Origin of the sequence: Bathymodiolus japonicus methanotrophic gill symbiont (assembly GCF_019721995.1) — a bacterium.
Taxonomy (GTDB): domain Bacteria; phylum Pseudomonadota; class Gammaproteobacteria; order Methylococcales; family Methylomonadaceae; genus Methyloprofundus.
Genome location: NZ_BLYC01000009.1, coordinates 147501 through 163413 on the forward strand (window position 1 = coordinate 147501; position 15913 = coordinate 163413).

Consider the following 15913-nt stretch of genomic DNA (forward strand, 5'->3'; position numbering starts at 1 on the left):
TTTATTGTTTTAATAACACCCTATCTTCCAATTATTTTTCAAGTCACTGATTTTATAGAAATATATTTTTTCTTATTCTTTCCTATATTGCCTATGATTAGGTTAGAATTACTTTTACTCGATGTTCAAGTTTTCAGCTATAACTGGGCTAAGAAAAGTAAATTTTTCCGGATTTGTTTTATAAGTGATTGATTTACAATGATGTTGATGTTTTCTTTATCAGTAAAATTATAAATAAAATCAATCAGTTAAAAAACTTGAACATCGAGTCTTAGACTGTTTTTATAGAGGGACTTGCTATGACACGTACTATCTGGCTGTTTGTTTTACTAACTGAAGTTTCCCAATAATTATTTATGGTAAAATTGAAACTATGCTACAACTATATGAAAAAAATAGTCTTTTCATTCGTTTCAAATGCTATTGCCTGAGGGGATTTAAGTAGGGGTTTGCTATAAACATGGCAAAACCACCTAAAATAAACCTCGATACACCAGCATTGTGTATTTCAGCTACTCAATAATTGGGAAACTTCAGTTTACTAACTCTGACGCCTCTAAGTGTAAACGCCTTACCAGCTGAAAAAGTCCCAAAGCCATTACAACCCTGGGTAGACTGGGTGCTTGAAGATGACACTCAGCTGCATTGTCCTTTCTTTTATAATGATACAAAGACAAAATACTGTGCGTGGCCTAGTCAACTTAATCTTGATATACAAAAGCAGCAGGGTAAATTTACCAGTAACTGGCAGATTTACAATAAAAGCTATATCACCTTACCTGGCAATCCTGATCATTGGCCCCAAAATGTAACTGTTAACAATAAACCCGCCTTAGTCATCAGTTACAACAATAATCCTGCCATCAAGCTTGATGCTGGACACTACCAGATACAAGCTTCATTTTTTTGGGACCATACCCCTGAAAGTCTTGCTATCCCCACACTTACGGGCATTATTTCAGTCCGAGTTCTTAATAAGAGCATTGCCTACCCTACTATAAAAAACCAACAACTTTGGTTTAACTCGATGTTCAAGTTTTTGATATTGAGAAGGTAAAATCAGGTATTCTGAGGTTGTTGTAATTTTATCGGTGTAAGCCCATGTTAATGAATGCCCCAGCCACCTTTATCCAAAGCTATATTGACGATTTAAATGATGCGCTCAATCAGCTAAAACCCGGAGCCGCTTTGACACGGATTCAAGCCGCTTGGTTGGGCACTTGTTTAACGGGCATACTGCTAATGAACTCTGTTTGCTGGGCTAAGTTTGAGCGAGCAAGCCTTGGAGATTGCAAAGTAGCCGCATTATCCTGGGTGTTTCGTAAAGCAAGTATACCCTGGGACTGGTTGCTACGGGTGAGTGTGGTCTTAATTTTAAAACGTTATGGCATTACTGAAGGTGTGTTGGCCTTTGATGAATCAGACCGAGCACGATCTAAGTCTACAAAACGTATCTATAAGGTTTACAAGCAGAAACACAAAGGCTCCGGCGGGTATGTTAATGGACAAACGATAGTATTATTGCTGCTAGTTACCTCATCCATTACAGTGCCTGTCGGTTTTTTCTTTTATATGCCGGATCCAGCCTTAAAGCAGTGGGATAAAGAAGATAAACGGTTGAAAAATAGCGGTATAGCAAAAAAAGATCGGCCTATTAAGCCTGAACGTGACAGTGCCTACCCGACCAAAACAGAGATTGCATTAGGCTTATTAAAAGAGTTTAAAGTTGCGCATAGCCTGATTAAAATTAAAGGCGTACTGGCTGATGCGCTTTATGGTGAAAAAGCCTTTATGGACGAAGCCGCTAAAGAATCTGGAGGCTCGCAGGTGATTAGCCAATTACGTAAAAACCAAAATATTGAATATAGAGGTAGAATAAGGTCAGTCGAGAGCTACTTTAATTCGATTAACAAAGGCATTGATCAGATAATACGTGTACGTGGCGGCAAAGAGATTAAAGTGACTGTCAGCAGTGCACGATTAAAGGTGAGTTCTCACAGTAAAAAACGCTTTGTCATTGCCTTAAAATATGACGGTGAAAACGACTATCGCTATTTAGTGGCGACAGACCTGACTTGGCGCACACAAGATATTATTCAAGCCTATACGTTGAGATGGCTGATTGAGGTTTCCTTTGAGGACTGGAAGCTTTATGAAGGATGGGGGCGTGAGGCCAAACAATTAGATGAAGAGGGATCAAACCGTGGCCTGATTCTGAGTCTTTTGTTTGACCATTGCCTTCTCCTTCACCCAGAGCAAATAGCCCGCATTGAAAGCAAACTACCTGCGTATACCGTAGGAAGCTTACAGCGCAAGTCTCAAATGGATGTACTGCTTGAGTTCATCACGTCATTGCTAGAGTTTCCAGATCCTGGTGATAAGCTGAAAGAGTTAGGTGAATTAATAAAGGATGTGTTTCAACTGATGCCATCAGGAAGACATATGATTGGCAGAGATTTAGGGCGCTTAGGGCCAACACCATCATTAAAGTATTGTTCTGCTGGGTGAAGGTAAGAGTTTGATGGCAATGGGATGGAAAAACTTGAACATCGAGTGTTAAGCAAGGCGACAAGATGCAATTTAAGATAGTTAGGCGCGGTGACCCTCAGCCCGAACCTAATAACTTATCTATCTCACGCGAACTATGGCTTGACTTTGACGGCACTGGCTACACTGTACAAGACCAGATTAATGGCCAAATTACACACGGCTGGCGACTCGATCGCTGAAAATCAGGGAAACGTAGCCTAAGCGAAGTGATGATTTTTAGTCCGCGATAGCCGTAGGGCCGTTGTTTTGTCGGAGTCTGAGCGTTAGCGAAGGTGGAGACAAAATAAAAGGCCATCCGACACGGCGTCAAGTCATTTGGAGCCTATGTTCCGACCCCTTGTTGGGTCGGGACGAGGTGACGAGGACGAATCGGGGCCGCCGGAGGCATAAGTGGTCGCGTTAAGTTTTTGCTGCTTGCTTGGGCTGGGATGCCCAAAACAAGCTTTCGCAAAAATAGCGACTCCCCGAAGCCTTGCCGAAACCAGACTGGGGCAAGTGCTAGTAAATGGCCAGACACAATTAATCACTTACTCGCAAAATAAAGAGTTGGAAGGCGTTGAACTTAGAAAAGGCAAACTACACCTTCGTGCCGATAGCCGGCTTGAAGGCAATATCTATCAGCTTAGCCTATCTTCGTGACATATGCAGTCAATTTCCCATTATTTCAATGAGTTAAACTTTTCAATCGGCCCCAGTTGGCACTACAGGTTTCATATCAACGATCGTTTTAACTTTTCCAATCGGGTCGGGGTTAATATTCAACGCAGTGTATATTTGTTTTTGTCTGGTTTCTGCTTTGCTTGTGGTTCGCAGGTGAATGATTGTATCGTTATCCGTGGGTAAAGTAATGGTCATGCGTTGCTGGGTCGACATCCTGTTGCGAATGCTTTCCCAGCTTAGATGGATGTCCTGCAATCTAAGTTGATAACGCAGCACATGTACCAGGTGGTAAGCTAATAATGTGATGAATAGGTGTCCGGTAACCCGCTCTTCTTTTTTGTGATAGACAGGGCGCAAGCCTAGCTCGGTTTTCAGGCTTCTAAAGGTCGCTTCAATCTCAGTCAGCATGGTATAGGTTAGCCATAACTGTTCTTCCGACCAGTCAGGGATATTCGTTCTTAGGCCATCAGTGTTCCCATTGAAAGAAGAAGTACCTAAACAAAGCAGCCTATAACCTACCTGAAGGTAGCACCACTCGAATATTTCCATATTTTTGATTTTAATCACTTATAACAGCAAATAGACACTCTGTAGGCACCGTAAAAAACAACAAATAATTTCAAATAAAGCTTGCAATTGCCGAAAAAGGTTTTCTAAAAATTTCCGTTTTAATCACCTCATAAACGGATATCACCCATGCTTAAAGACCTACCACTCTCTGAACATATTCACCAACACTGCAATGAAAGTATGGAACGTGCCCTGTTAGCAGAGCGTCATCCTTTGTGGGCTCGTTCATGCCCAGAGTTGAAGGATATCGACTTTATTCGCCTTGGGTTATTACGCTGTATCAGTGTAGTCGATAGTGGTCGCCATTTCCTCCAAACCAATGAACAGATTTATGGCCAGCTGCTTCCACACTCAACGTATTTTAAATCACTGAAGTCGCATAGACGAACAAGTATGCTTGAGGCATTTGAACAGCAGAGCTATCATCTTCACTCTGAAACACTGCTATCGCAAGGCATTGATTATCTTAAAGCATTCCCAGAACTTGACGAATACACCATAGAAGCAGCGGATGGACATTTTATTGATCATGCCTGCCATACTGAAAAAAACAGCAACAGGCGCGCCATGCTACCTCACGAAATTCCGGGACTCCTGTCGCCGTAATTCGTTCACCTACGCAGCGAATAGGAGATGCTCCAGCCGCCCTGCGTCCGCCACAGACTGAGCACAAAGCAGCTCAGTCATGGCTACCACAAATGGCTCTACGGCTATTCGGGATAAAATTTTAGCCTCCCTCGCGCGCTATCGCGCACTTCGGATTGGCAAATTTCCCTGCGCCTTCTGGAGACTATCAGCCCGTCCGGGGCTGACAGCGGGGGAAAGTTTATGCGGCCGGGGGGATTTACGCGTTGAATCTCAGAAGTGGGTTGCTCAGATTTCTTTGTCTGGTGACAAACGGAACTCAGAGGCATCAAGAAATACCTGTGTTACGAGATCATATTGAAAAGCAAAACAAGGGAAATAACAGCTCTCAGAAACATCTCTATGTCTACGATAAAGCCGTCACCGACTTTGTCTGGTGGGATCGGCAGAAACGACATGCTAATTACATGATTTCAATGCTAAAAGAAAATTCAATTGCGACTCTGGTTGAGTCTATCCCTTTTGACTCCCGCCATGAGATCAATACAGGGGTTGAAGCATACAGTGTGTACGAAAACAAGGGCATCAAATTTAACGTGGTGGATTACCGTGATCCAGAAACCGGAAAACTTCACCGGTTTGTGACAACCTTGCCAATGACTATTAACCCTGGAACCATTGCCATGCTGTATTTCAAGCGATGGACGATTGAAAAGACATTCAATAACACTAAAAGTAATTTCAAGGAAACTAAAGCTTGGTCTTCCAATACCCGCTCACTTGAAAATCAAATGCGCCTGACTGCAATGAGCTATAATTTAATGCGCGTGTTTGAAGAGATTCCAAAAACACAACAGCCAGAATTGATTCATCCATCGGATAAAAAATATAGCGAGGCTCTGGAGATAAGGCAGCAACAGGCTCAAAAACGAGATCGTTTTGTGAATCCATTATTTTTCCAGGCAAGAATATCTCGTATCAGCTCGTATACCATTCGGGCAGTTCAAAACGCAATAATAACAGGAATGTCTTTACAGTGCTTTATGAGCTCTCTTGTGGCGAGGTTAGTTTCACGGCCTCAATTGATAGGGGAACACTGATGTCTTAGGCAGTAAACACCACAGTGCTTATCTTTTTGGTCACTTTCAGGTTTACGTTGCCATTCTATACCGATGGCTTTGTTTTTTTTGTCATCCGCGATAACGTTAATGGTGTAATCTGCAGCAACACGGCTATGTTTTTCACGTAGTCGTCCGATACGTTCCAGTATTTTGTCGTATTTTTTAAGGGTGCCTTTTTTGCTCAGACCTGTGTGCAGTTTTTCCAGGGCCTCTTCCAGACGAGCATGGAAGCGATTACGGATACCTTGTTCTTTTTTTGCTTTTTGTTCTGAATGACAATAGAGTCGGGTTTCCTCGGTTTCTTGATCAACTTCACGATAAACAACAACATTGCTGTCCCGGGTATCCCTGACCGCTACCGGAGTTTTCTGATCTCTTGGGTTTTTACATGTTGTTCTCGACTGACAACGAGATAATGATAATCTTGTTCGATTAACCAGACAATATTGTCAGCGCTGGCAATGCCGGCATCCATGATAACCACCGGCTTTATTTGATGAAAGGGATCCTTGTCTCGCAGTTCGTCAAGCATCAGTTTCAAGGTCGCGGGCTCACTGGCGTTGCCGGGAAAAACCTGACTACTCAATGGAAAGCCGTCACCATCCAGAACCAGCCCCAGAGTAACCAACGGGCAATCAGTGCGTTTCTCTTTAGAGCGACCGAATTTCGCTTTCGGGTTTCGGGCGCACTGGCCTTCAAAATAAGTATTGGTCAGATCGTACAATACAATCTTGCGGTTTAAATTGAACAACGTCTGCTCTCGGTCAGCCAGAGAATATTCAAGAGTTGCCTGATGTTTGAGTAGCTTGTCACTGACTGTATATAATCGCGTCAGGCTGGTGTTACCGTAGTCATGACCCAGTAATTCGCCCAGGCCTGTTCGATTTTGCAACCAATCATGTGTTTGCAGTTCACTGCCGGGTGAAACCATACGTCCTATGATAGTGCCCAGGGCCGTCGCCGTATCTACTTTATTAAAGCCCAGCGCCATGAGTTTTTCGTCTAGCTGTAACTGCTGTGCGGCATGCAGTGCCAGGGTTTCAACACCAATACTACGGGCATTAATGGCTTCGACATGATTAATATCGACATGATGAAAATCTCGCGTTGTTGTTTTTGAATCTAGCGGTTGTGACAGTTTTGCAGTCATCAGTGAGCTATAGCGCTGGGCTGTTGCTTCCAGAAGTTGATTTAAATCATCGGCTAAATTGAATAGCTCTTCCTGATGTGGTTCCAAACCTTGCTGTAATTGTTCGATTCTGGCCGTCAGCAAGGGCCAGTACTTTTTATCAATCGTAAAGTCCGCACCTATATTGAGCAATGTACGTTGCTTGACTTGTTTTCCTATACGCACAGATTCTACAATGCGGTAAGTGAAATAAGCTGAGCCGTCTTCAAGGCTTTTTGTTTTGGTTCTTCGAATATACATACCACTAGCATCGGTGAAAAACCAGGGAAAATCAAGGGGCAGAGCAAGTTAAGATGGCACTACAGAGACCCTCAAAAAAAACACCATTGATTCCAAAGGGATTTTTACGATGAATTTTTAATGCGAATTATAAATCAATGACTTGAAGAGATAAAAAGTGACGAAGATAGGTTAAGACTACCTCAAATGGCTGGACGGCTATTCGGAATGCAATTCTTGCCTCCCTCGCGCGCTACTAGCGCACTTCGGATCAGCGAATTGCCCTGTCGCCTACCAGAGACTAAAAATCATCACTCCGCTTAGGCTCCGTTTCCCTGATTTTAAGCGATGGTTGGTCACTGCCTGCGCATTTCGACACTGACTTTTATGGCTCCCTATGTCTTGCTTGAGCTCTTTGAACCCGGATTCTATTTTCCATCGCGCACCATAATACTCAATAATCTGTGTGACGGATAAACTTAGATCGGTCGTAAACAAAGCAATCCACTGTGTGCGACGAAACACCCAGACAACCTGAACGGATCGTTTCAATGTTTTCAGCATGACAACGCGACTATAAGCCCTGACTTCACGCTGTTTTCCATAGAGATTCACGGTATACGATCGGGCCTTTTGTTGTACTGTTTTTGCCATGTCTGTGGCTGACCTCAGACGCTGCCCGTACTTTTTATTCCGCCCCCTCTGCTTGGGTTTTCTTTTTTCTGGACGATCGTACAGTACATTATTGCACCTTAACCTAGAGAGAATATTAAACCGGCTTCCGATAGCTTTGTAAACAGGCTTCCATAGGCCATTGTTGCCAAACCAGCTATCAGTGACTGTCAATATCGGAGCGGTGGAAAAATGTTCTGCAATTGCAATCAGCATTTGAGCCGCCTGAGCCATCTTGGTCTGGAAAGGAACGACATCACCTCTTATCGTGGCGGTTTCTTTTTTTGCCTGAATTGTTTTTAAGGGGAGATAAAATCGGAAATCTAAAAATAAGCACGCCCAGCGACCTTTGACCTGTTTCAGCAACCTTACCGATACAATATTTTGTGCCCATGGATATTTGCTTTGATTCGATTTGGCCGCGTGGTCAAAAATGGCTTCACAGCCGAAGATATTTTTGCCTACTTTAGCGATAATGGAGTCATCCATGCAACCAATATGCGCCCATCTGTTTCAGGAGACGGAATCAGCTCCCAGATAGTTTTCCACAGCCCAGCCCACGGCAAAGTTGAAGAAGCCATGAAAGTGTAAAAGCGCTTATTCTTGATCTCAAACCCAAACAACGTATCAAGGCAACGCCAAAGATTAGATGTCATCGACGACGTAAAGGGAACGATAATAGACAGTATCGTGTAAACAAACAGAGAGGCTCGTTCGCGGCCTAAAGTGGTTTTGGAAAAATGATCTTCAGGCGCGCCATGCTACCTCACGAAATTCCGGGACTCCTGTCGCCATAACTCGTTCACCTACGCAGCGGATGGGAGATGCCCTGAACGCCCTGCGTCCGTAACGACTACGCACAAAAGCCGCTTCGTCATTACTACCTCACTGGCTGGACGGCTATTCGGAATGCAATTCTTGCTCCTCTCGCGTGCTGCTAGCACACGTCTAATCAGCGAATTGCCCTGTCGCCTATCAGGGACTAAAAATCACCACTTCGCTAAGCTCCGTTTCCATGATTTTCAGCGAATGAACATGAATGAGGCCGGTTTGTTTGTATAATCAATGTGTTAGAAACTTTCATTATACACTAAAACTAGGCCTAATTCACGATTAACCTGTTGTTTTTAAAAAGAATTCAAGGCTTTTAGTCAACGGAATGCCATTAATATTAGTAATATCTAATATTTCAGAAAAATAAGCATTAGCTGATATTCTTATGCTTTAAAAACTAGGAAACTTCAGTTATATATGTTATCAAGACTTTATTACTGCCTTTGAATAGCTAGTTGCTGATAAGCTTGGCCGGTTTGTTTTTATTACGTCATCAATAGACAACTAGGTGTGACTATCACTAGTTTTCTCTTTGTACTCGATGTTCAAGTTTTCAGCTATAACTGGGCTAAGAAAAGTAAATTTTTCCGGCTTTGTTTTATAAGTGATTGATTTACAATGATGTTGATGCTTTCTTTGTCAGTAAAATTATCAATAAAATCAATCAGTTAAAAAACTTGAACATCGAGTTGTACGTTATAATTTCTTATAGCCAGCCGGGCGAATTGCCACTCTTGCCTGGACAAGCGTACATAAAGAGTCATCTTCTTGATAATAGCCATATTCAAACAAGGGCGTACTTCTGCCTTTGCGTGACAGGTCATCACGGATTTGCTGCTCGATTTCTGCGGGGATATGAAAGCGTAGTTCCAGGTCAGTTAAGCCTTGTGCCCTGAAATCCAGATGTAGCGAGCGTGTCCAGACCGCATAGTCAGGAAATATTCTAGTACAGGCCATCGCTGCAATGGGATCGGCAAGATTTGCCTGAAAGCCGCCATACATACTGCCACCTATATTAGTAGCAATCCAGCTATGAGGCAGGCGAATTTTAATATGTCGCCAGTCTGGAGATAATTCCAGTACTTTAATGCGCATTAACCAAAAAGCAGGAAACCACTGGATTCTTTGTTTATCCGATATTAAAGACGTATTCCAGATAAAGCGGCGTAAGTTCATAAATCTGAAGTTTCCCAATTATTGAGTAGCTGAAATACACCATGCTGGTGTATCGAGGTTTATTTTAGGTGGTTTTGCCATGTTTATAGCAAACCCCTACTTAATTCCCCTTAGGCAATAGCATTTGAAACGAATGAAAAGACTATTTTTTTCATATAGTTGTAGCATAGTTTCAATTTTACCATAAATAATAATTGGGAAACTTCAGTTCATAAATGAGTTGAGTTTAAAATTATTATTTGTCAACCATGAAGAAATTGAGTAACTACTCAGCGTACGCTTAAAATCAGGGAAACGGAGCCTAAGCGGAGTGATGATTTTTAGTCTCTGGTAGGCGACAGGGCAATTCGCTGATCCGAAGTGCGCTATCGGGGAGTCGCTATTTTTGCGAAAGCTTGTTTTGGGCATCCCAGCCCAAGCAAGCAGCAAAAACTTAACGCGACCACTTATGCCTCCGGCGGCCCCGATTCGTCCTCGTCACCTCGTTCCGACCCAACAAGGGGTCGGAACATAGGCTCCAAATGACTTGACGCCGTGTCGGATGGCCTTTTATTTTGTCTCCACCTTCGCTAACGCTCAGACTCCGACAAAACAACGGCCCTACGGCTATCGCGGACTAAAAATCTTCACTTCGCTAAAGCTCCGTTTCTAGGATTTTCAGCGGTAGCGCGCGAGGGAGGCAAGAATTGCATTCCGAATAGCCGTCCAGCCATTTGAGGTAGACTTAACTGAGCAGGGTTTTGTGCGTAGTTGAGTAGTTGAGGCGGACGCAGGGCGACCAGGGCATCTCCCATTCCCTGCGTAGGCGAATGAATGTTGGTGACAGGAGTCCCAGAATGTTGTGAGGTAGCATGGCGCGCCTGAATAATTAAAAAAGTTCGGGGAGTCGCTATTTTTGCGAAAGCTTGTTTTGGGCATCCCAGCCCAAGCAAGCAGCAAAAACTTAACGCGACCACTTATGCCTCCGGCGGCCCCGGTTCGTCCTCGTCACCTCGTCCCGACCCAACAAGGGGTCGGAACATAGGCTCCAAATGACTTGACGCCGTGTCGTCGGATGGCCTTTTATTTTGTCTCCACCTTCGCTAACGCTCAGACTCCGACAAAACAACGGCCCTACGGCTATCGCGGACTAAAAATCTTCACTTCGCTAAAGCTCCGTTTCTAGGATTTTCAGCGGTAGCGCGCGAGGGAGGCAAGAATTGCATTCCGAATAGCCGTCCAGCCATTTGAGGTAGACTTAACTGAGCAGGGTTTTGTGCGTAGTTGAGTAGTTGAGGCGGACGCAGGGCGACCAGGGCATCTCCCATTCCCTGCGTAGGCGAATGAATGTTGGTGACAGGAGTTCCAGAATGTTGTGAGGTAGCATGGCGCGCCTGAATAATTAAAAAAGTCTTGACAGGGTTTTAGTCTGGTTTTTGTGATTTTTAGTAAACTGCCCAACAGTCGATTAATCCACGCTTTATTGCTTCTATCGCTATAGTCATCACAAAATGTCCCCTTAAACATCTACGACCTCGAAGAACTTTTTTATTCGCCTTACAATCGCTTAAAACAAGGAAAATTCGGGATTTAAAACCCATGAGATAATAAGCCTGTCCTTAAAGCAATACAGGTTACCCTTTGAAAATAGACTTCATCGATGTTGATTCCGCAATCAGTCATGCCAAACAGTTACTTGAAACTGAGCGTGATATATCGCCTGCGCTAAAATCAGCACTGGAAGTGATTCTATTATTAGTCACGGTATTACTCAATCGAGTGACACTGAACAGCAAAAATAGCAGTAAACCACCTGCAAGTGATCCCAAACGTAAAAAAGGGAATCGAAAAAAATCAGATAAGCCTTCTGGCGGACAAAAATCGCATGTCGGCACGACACTTCAAAAAATAGATGACCCGGATGAAATCGAGATCATTACCATTGATCGCCGTACCTTGCCAAAAGGGCGATACACGGCAGATGGCTTTGAAACACGCCAGGTATTCGATATTGATATCTCAAGGGTAGTGACAGAATACCAGGCGCAACGGTTGATAAATGAAAAAGGGCAGTGTTTTATCGCTCCTTTTCCAGATGAGGTTACTAAGGCTGCGCAATATGGTAATGGGATAAAAGCCCATGTGGTTTATCTTTCGCAATATCAGTTATTGCCCTACAACCGAATACAGGAGTATTTCGCTGATCAATTAGGTATGCCGATTAGTGAAGGCTCTATCTATAATTTCAATGAACTGGCCTATGAGAAGTTGGCTGGGTTTGAAACTATCAGTAAAGAACACTTAGTCGAATCAGCGTGCATTCATGCGGATGAAACAGGCATTAATATTAATGGTAAGCGCCATTGGCTACATGGGGCCTCCAATGTTCAGTGGACACACTTCTTTCCCCATGCCAAACGTGGCACAGAGGCAATGAATGACATTGGTATTTTACCCCATTTTCATGGGATTTTATGTCATGATCATTGGAAGCCCTACTATAAATATGATTGTACTCATTCGCTTTGTAATGCACATCATTTGAGGGAATTAACGCGCGCCTGGGAGCAGGATAAACAGGAGTGGGCGCTTGAAATGAAACGACTACTTGAAAAAATGAATGATGCCGTCAATGAAGCAGGTGGCATGCTACTACATAAAGAAGCAGAAAAATGGAAGGTACAATACAGAGAATTACTTGGCAAAGCGGAGATCGAATGCCCACCACCCGATAAGCCTAAAGAAGTAAAACGGGAGCGAATAAAACGCAGTAAAGCTCATCAGTGTTCCCCTATCAATTGAGGCCGTGAAACTAACCTCGCCACAAGAGAGCTCATAAAGCACTGTAAAGACATTCCTGTTATTATTGCGTTTTGAACTGCCCGAATGGTATACGAGCTGATACGAGATATTCTTGCCTGGAAAAATATGGATTCACAAAACGATCTCGTTTTTGGGCCTGTTGTTGCCTTATCTCCAGAGCCTCGCTATATTTTTTATCCGATGGATGAATCAATTCTGGCTGTTGTGTTTTTGAAATCTCTTCAAACACGCGCATTAAATTATAGCTCATTGCAGTCAGACGCATTTGATCTTCAAGTGAGCGGGTATTGGAAGACCAAGCTTTAGTTTCCTTGAAATTACTTTTAGTGTTATTGAATGTCTTTTCAATCGTCCATCGCTTGAAATACAGCATGGCAATGGTTCCAGGGTTAATAGTCATTGGCAAGGTTGTCACAAACCGGTGAAGTTTTCCGGTTTCTGGATCACGGTAATCCACCACGTTAAATTTGATGCCCTTGTTTTCGTACACACTGTATGCTTCAACCCCTGTATTGATCTCATGGTGGGAGTCAAAAGGGATAGACTCAACCAGAGGCGCAATTGAATTTTCTTTTAGCATTGAAATCATGTAATTAGCATGTCGTTTCTGCCGATCCCACCAGACAAAGTCGGTGACGGCTTTATCGTAGACATAGAGATGTTTCTGAGAGCTGTTATTTCCCTTGTTTTGCTTTTCAATATGATCTCGTAACACAGGTATTTCTTGATGCCTCTGAGTTCCGTTTGTCACCAGACAAAGAAATCTGAGCAACCCACTTCTGAGATTCAACGCGTAAATCCCCCCGGCCGCATAAACTTTCCCCTTGCTGTTTTTTTCAGTACGGCAGGCATGATCAATAAAATGTCCATCCGCTGCTTCTATGGTGTATTCGTCAAGTTCCGGTAATGCTTTAAGATAATCAATGTCTTGCGATAGCAGTGTTTCAGAGTGAAGATGGTAGCTCTGCTGTTCAAATGCCTCAAGCATACTTGTTCGTCTATGCGACTTCAGTGATTTAAAATACGTTGAGTGGGGAAGCAGCTGGCCATAAATCTGTTCATTGGTTTGGAGGAAATGGCGACCACTATCGACTACACTGATACAGCGTAATAACCCAAGGCGAATAAAGTCGATATCCTTCAACTCTGGGCATGAACGAGCCCACAAAGGATGACGCTCTGCTAACAGGGCAACAGGGCACGTTCCATACTTTCATTGCAGTGTTGGTGAATATGTTCAGAGAGTGGTAGGTCTTTAAGCATGGGTGATATCCGTTTATGAGGTGATTAAAACGGGAATTTTTAGAAAATTTTTTTCGGTAATTGCAAGCTTTATTTGAAATTATTTGTTGTTTTTTTACGGTGCCTACAGAGTGTCTATTTGCTGTTATAAGTGATTAAAATCAAAAATATGGAAATATTCGAGTGGTGCTACCTTCAGGTAGGTTATAGGCTGCTTTGTTTAGGTACTTCTTCTTTCAATGGGAACACTGATGGTAAAGCTAGAAACTTACTGGAAAGGCTGATTAATTATGAAGAGGATGTCTTGCGCTTCATGACAAATACCTGGGTGCCATTTACCAATAATGCCGCAGAAAATTCGATTCGGATGGCCAAGGTTCAACAGAAAATATCCGGCTGCTTTCGTAGTACCAAGGGTGCAGAGATATTTTGTCGTGTCAGAGGGTATTTATCAACGTGCCGTAAACAAGGTCTAAGTGCAACTCAGGCAATGACCTTGGTCTTTGAGGGAAAGTTACCTGAATTTGCTTTATAATTTCATTGAACTACTCAGCGAAGCTGAGTAGTTACGAAATTGAAGGTATACTTCGCGCGGTCACGGATGCGGAATTTATAGTACACTGATTTTTGTCGAGGGCAAGGCACTAAAACAGGCGCATAGCTGGCTACGCAACTGTTTAAGCAACGCCGCTATCGGCAAAAACTCAGTCGTTAGAAATCCGCAGTCGTGACCGCGCGAAGTATATGTAGTATTGTCTTCATCATCAGTGTTCCCATTGAAAGAAGAAGTACCTAAACAAAGCAGCCTATAACCTACCTGAAGGTAGCACCACTCGAATATTTCCATCTTTTTGATTTTAATCACTTATAACAGCAAATAGACACTCTGTAGGCACCGTAAAGAAACAACAAATAATTTCAAATAAAGCTTGCAATTGCCGAAAAAATTTTCTAAAAATTTCCGTTTTAATCACCTCATAAACGGATATCACCCATGCTTAAAGACCTACCACTCTCTGAACATATTCACCAACACTGCAATGAAAGTATGGAACGTGCCCTGTTAGCAGAGCGTCATCCTTTGTGGGCTCGTTCATGCCCAGAGTTGAAGGATATCGACTTTATTCGCCTTGGGTTATTACGCTGTATCAGTGTAGTCGATAGTGGTCGCCATTTCCTCCAAACCAATGAACAGATTTATGGCCAGCTGCTTCCCCACTCAACGTATTTTAAATCACTGAAGTCGCATAGACGAACAAGTATGCTTGAGGCATTTGAACAGCAGAGCTACCATCTTCACTCTGAAACACTGCTATCGCAAGGCATTGATTATCTTAAAGCATTCCCAGAACTTGACGAATACACCATAGAAGCAGCGGATGGACATTTTATTGATCATGCCTGCCATACTGAAAAAAACAGCAAGGGGAAAGTTTATGCGGCCGGGGGGATTTACGCGTTGAATCTCAGAAGTGGGTTGCTCAGATTTCTTTGTCTGGTGACAAACGGAACTCAGAGGCATCAAGAAACACCTGTGTTACGAGATCATATTGAAAAGCAAAACAAGGGAAATAACAGCTCTCAGAAACATCTCTATGTCTACGATAAAGCCGTCACCGACTTTGTCTGGTGGGATCGGCAGAAACGACATGCTAATTACATGATTTCAATGCTAAAAGAAAATTCAATTGCGACTCTGGTTGAGTCTATCCCTTTTGACTCCCGCCATGAGATCAATACAGGGGTTGAAGCATACAGTGTGTACGAAAACAAGGGCATCAAATTTAACGTGGTGGATTACCGTGATCCAGAAACCGGAAAACTTCACCGGTTTGTGACAACCTTGCCAATGACTATTAACCCTGGAACCATTGCCATGCTGTATTTCAAGCGATGGACGATTGAAAAGACATTCAATAACACTAAAAGTAATTTCAAGGAAACTAAAGCTTGGTCTTCCAATACCCGCTCACTTGAAAATCAAATGCGCCTGACTGCAATGAGCTATAATTTAATGCGCGTATTTGAAGAGATTTCAAAAACACAACAGCCAGAATTGATTCATCCATCGGATAAAAAATATAGCGAGGCTCTGGAGATAAGGCAGCAACAGGCTCAAAAACGAGATCGTTTTGTGAATCCATTATTTTTCCAGGCAAGAATATCTCGTATCAGCTCGTATACCATTCGGGCAGTTCAAAACGCAATAATAACAGGAATGTCTTTACAGTGCTTTATGAGCTCTCTTGTGGCGAGGTTAGTTTCACGGCCTCAATTGATAGGGGAACACTGA

General features: G+C 43.0%; 17 protein-coding genes and 4 pseudogenes. 11 read left to right on the forward strand and 10 right to left on the reverse strand.

The window, feature by feature from the left end; genetic code table 11:
• Positions 1-523: 523 nt before the first annotated feature.
• Together K6984_RS14210 and K6984_RS14215 are read left to right on the forward strand one after the other, a co-directional pair.
• The gene (locus tag K6984_RS14210) at positions 524-1057 is read left to right on the forward strand and encodes a hypothetical protein (protein WP_221896118.1); all 534 of its coding nucleotides are present in this window, start codon (positions 524-526) and stop codon (positions 1055-1057) included.
• Positions 1058-1101: 44 nt separating this feature from the next.
• Complete coding sequence (locus tag K6984_RS14215) at positions 1102-2508, forward strand: transposase (RefSeq protein ID WP_221896119.1); 1407 nt, start codon at positions 1102-1104, stop codon at positions 2506-2508.
• A gap of 160 nt (positions 2509-2668) precedes the next feature.
• On the opposite strand, the gene K6984_RS14220 is transcribed toward K6984_RS14215, so the two are convergent.
• From K6984_RS14220 to K6984_RS14225, 3 genes and pseudogenes are all read right to left on the reverse strand, one after another.
• Complete coding sequence (locus K6984_RS14220; RefSeq protein ID WP_221896120.1) at positions 2669-2845, reverse strand: hypothetical protein; 177 nt, start codon at positions 2843-2845, stop codon at positions 2669-2671.
• A gap of 27 nt (positions 2846-2872) precedes the next feature.
• Complete coding sequence (locus K6984_RS33570; protein ID WP_263458596.1) at positions 2873-3001, reverse strand: hypothetical protein; 129 nt, start codon at positions 2999-3001, stop codon at positions 2873-2875.
• A gap of 230 nt (positions 3002-3231) precedes the next feature.
• A pseudogene (locus K6984_RS14225) lies at positions 3232-3672 on the reverse strand (IS1634 family transposase); the annotation flags it as partial.
• A gap of 234 nt (positions 3673-3906) precedes the next feature.
• Between K6984_RS14225 and K6984_RS14230 the strand changes: the two are divergent.
• From K6984_RS14230 to K6984_RS14240, 3 genes are all read left to right on the forward strand, one after another.
• On the forward strand, positions 3907-4386 hold the full coding sequence (locus tag K6984_RS14230; RefSeq protein ID WP_221896122.1) for a hypothetical protein: 480 nt from the start codon (positions 3907-3909) through the stop codon (positions 4384-4386).
• A gap of 79 nt (positions 4387-4465) precedes the next feature.
• Positions 4466-4726 (forward strand): hypothetical protein, encoded by a 261-nt coding sequence (locus K6984_RS14235; RefSeq protein ID WP_221896123.1) that lies wholly within the window; start codon positions 4466-4468, stop codon positions 4724-4726.
• Positions 4632-5465: a transposase gene (locus K6984_RS14240; RefSeq protein ID WP_221896124.1), complete on the forward strand. Its 834-nt coding sequence runs from the start codon at positions 4632-4634 to the stop codon at positions 5463-5465. The genes K6984_RS14235 and K6984_RS14240 overlap by 95 nt, the downstream gene beginning before the upstream one ends.
• Positions 5466-5467: 2 nt before the next feature.
• On the opposite strand, the pseudogene K6984_RS14245 reads toward K6984_RS14240, so the two are convergent.
• Together K6984_RS14245 and K6984_RS14250 are read right to left on the reverse strand one after the other, a co-directional pair.
• A pseudogene (locus tag K6984_RS14245) lies at positions 5468-6915 on the reverse strand (IS1634 family transposase); the annotation flags it as partial.
• A gap of 270 nt (positions 6916-7185) precedes the next feature.
• A complete protein-coding gene (locus tag K6984_RS14250; protein ID WP_230988090.1) occupies positions 7186-8055 on the reverse strand; it encodes an IS701 family transposase in 870 nt (289 codons plus the stop codon).
• Between K6984_RS14250 and K6984_RS31070 the strand changes: the two genes are divergently transcribed.
• Entirely contained in the window at positions 7972-8157 is a 186-nt protein-coding gene (locus K6984_RS31070) for a hypothetical protein (RefSeq protein ID WP_230988092.1), read from the forward strand. The genes K6984_RS14250 and K6984_RS31070 overlap by 84 nt on opposite strands.
• Before the next feature lie 939 nt (positions 8158-9096).
• On the opposite strand, the gene K6984_RS14255 is transcribed toward K6984_RS31070, so the two are convergent.
• Together K6984_RS14255 and K6984_RS14260 are read right to left on the reverse strand one after the other, a co-directional pair.
• Complete coding sequence (locus tag K6984_RS14255) at positions 9097-9594, reverse strand: PaaI family thioesterase (RefSeq protein WP_230988091.1); 498 nt, start codon at positions 9592-9594, stop codon at positions 9097-9099.
• A gap of 186 nt (positions 9595-9780) precedes the next feature.
• A complete protein-coding gene (locus tag K6984_RS14260) occupies positions 9781-9984 on the reverse strand; it encodes a hypothetical protein (protein WP_221896126.1) in 204 nt (67 codons plus the stop codon).
• On the opposite strand from K6984_RS14260, the gene K6984_RS33575 reads away from it, so the two are divergent.
• Positions 9962-10090, forward strand: a complete 129-nt coding sequence (locus K6984_RS33575; protein ID WP_263458596.1) for a hypothetical protein — start codon at positions 9962-9964, stop codon at positions 10088-10090. The two genes, K6984_RS14260 and K6984_RS33575, sit on opposite strands and share 23 nt — an antisense overlap.
• 112 nt (positions 10091-10202) lie before the next feature.
• Here K6984_RS33575 and K6984_RS14265 read toward each other — a convergent pair whose 3' ends face one another.
• Positions 10203-10370, reverse strand: coding sequence for a hypothetical protein (locus tag K6984_RS14265; RefSeq protein WP_221896089.1), 168 nt, complete (start codon positions 10368-10370; stop codon positions 10203-10205).
• Positions 10371-10471: 101 nt separating this feature from the next.
• Here K6984_RS14265 and K6984_RS33580 point away from each other — a divergent pair, with 101 nt between their 5' ends.
• On the forward strand, positions 10472-10600 hold the full coding sequence (locus K6984_RS33580; protein WP_263458758.1) for a hypothetical protein: 129 nt from the start codon (positions 10472-10474) through the stop codon (positions 10598-10600).
• A 115-nt stretch (positions 10601-10715) separates the two neighbouring features.
• Here K6984_RS33580 and K6984_RS14270 read toward each other — a convergent pair whose 3' ends face one another.
• On the reverse strand, positions 10716-10883 hold the full coding sequence (locus K6984_RS14270; RefSeq protein ID WP_221896089.1) for a hypothetical protein: 168 nt from the start codon (positions 10881-10883) through the stop codon (positions 10716-10718).
• A gap of 313 nt (positions 10884-11196) precedes the next feature.
• Here K6984_RS14270 and tnpC point away from each other — a divergent pair.
• Positions 11197-12333 (forward strand): annotated as a pseudogene (gene tnpC / locus K6984_RS14275) (IS66 family transposase); the annotation flags it as partial.
• A gap of 85 nt (positions 12334-12418) precedes the next feature.
• Here tnpC and K6984_RS14280 read toward each other — a convergent pair.
• On the reverse strand, positions 12419-13546 hold the full coding sequence (locus K6984_RS14280) for a transposase (protein WP_221893938.1): 1128 nt from the start codon (positions 13544-13546) through the stop codon (positions 12419-12421).
• 330 nt (positions 13547-13876) lie between these two features.
• Between K6984_RS14280 and K6984_RS14285 the strand changes: the two are divergent.
• Positions 13877-14155 (forward strand): annotated as a pseudogene (locus K6984_RS14285) (IS66 family transposase); the annotation flags it as partial.
• A 459-nt stretch (positions 14156-14614) separates the two neighbouring features.
• Positions 14615-15913: a transposase gene (locus K6984_RS14290; protein ID WP_221893939.1), complete on the forward strand. Its 1299-nt coding sequence runs from the start codon at positions 14615-14617 to the stop codon at positions 15911-15913.

Excerpts from the sequence above, each read along its gene's own strand:
- K6984_RS14215 (WP_221896119.1), top strand. The coding sequence starts at position 1,102 with ATGTTAATGAATGCCCCAGCCACCTTTATCCAAAGCTATATTGACGAT.
- K6984_RS14220 (WP_221896120.1), bottom strand. The coding sequence starts at position 2,845 with ATGGCCTTTTATTTTGTCTCCACCTTCGCTAACGCTCAGACTCCGACA.
- K6984_RS14230 (WP_221896122.1), top strand. The coding sequence starts at position 3,907 with ATGCTTAAAGACCTACCACTCTCTGAACATATTCACCAACACTGCAAT.
- K6984_RS14235 (WP_221896123.1), top strand. The coding sequence starts at position 4,466 with ATGGCTACCACAAATGGCTCTACGGCTATTCGGGATAAAATTTTAGCC.
- K6984_RS14250 (WP_230988090.1), bottom strand. The coding sequence starts at position 8,055 with ATGGATGACTCCATTATCGCTAAAGTAGGCAAAAATATCTTCGGCTGT.
- K6984_RS14260 (WP_221896126.1), bottom strand. The coding sequence starts at position 9,984 with ATGCCCAAAACAAGCTTTCGCAAAAATAGCGACTCCCCGATAGCGCAC.
- K6984_RS14265 (WP_221896089.1), bottom strand. The coding sequence starts at position 10,370 with ATGGGAGATGCCCTGGTCGCCCTGCGTCCGCCTCAACTACTCAACTAC.
- K6984_RS14270 (WP_221896089.1), bottom strand. The coding sequence starts at position 10,883 with ATGGGAGATGCCCTGGTCGCCCTGCGTCCGCCTCAACTACTCAACTAC.
- K6984_RS14290 (WP_221893939.1), top strand. The coding sequence starts at position 14,615 with ATGCTTAAAGACCTACCACTCTCTGAACATATTCACCAACACTGCAAT.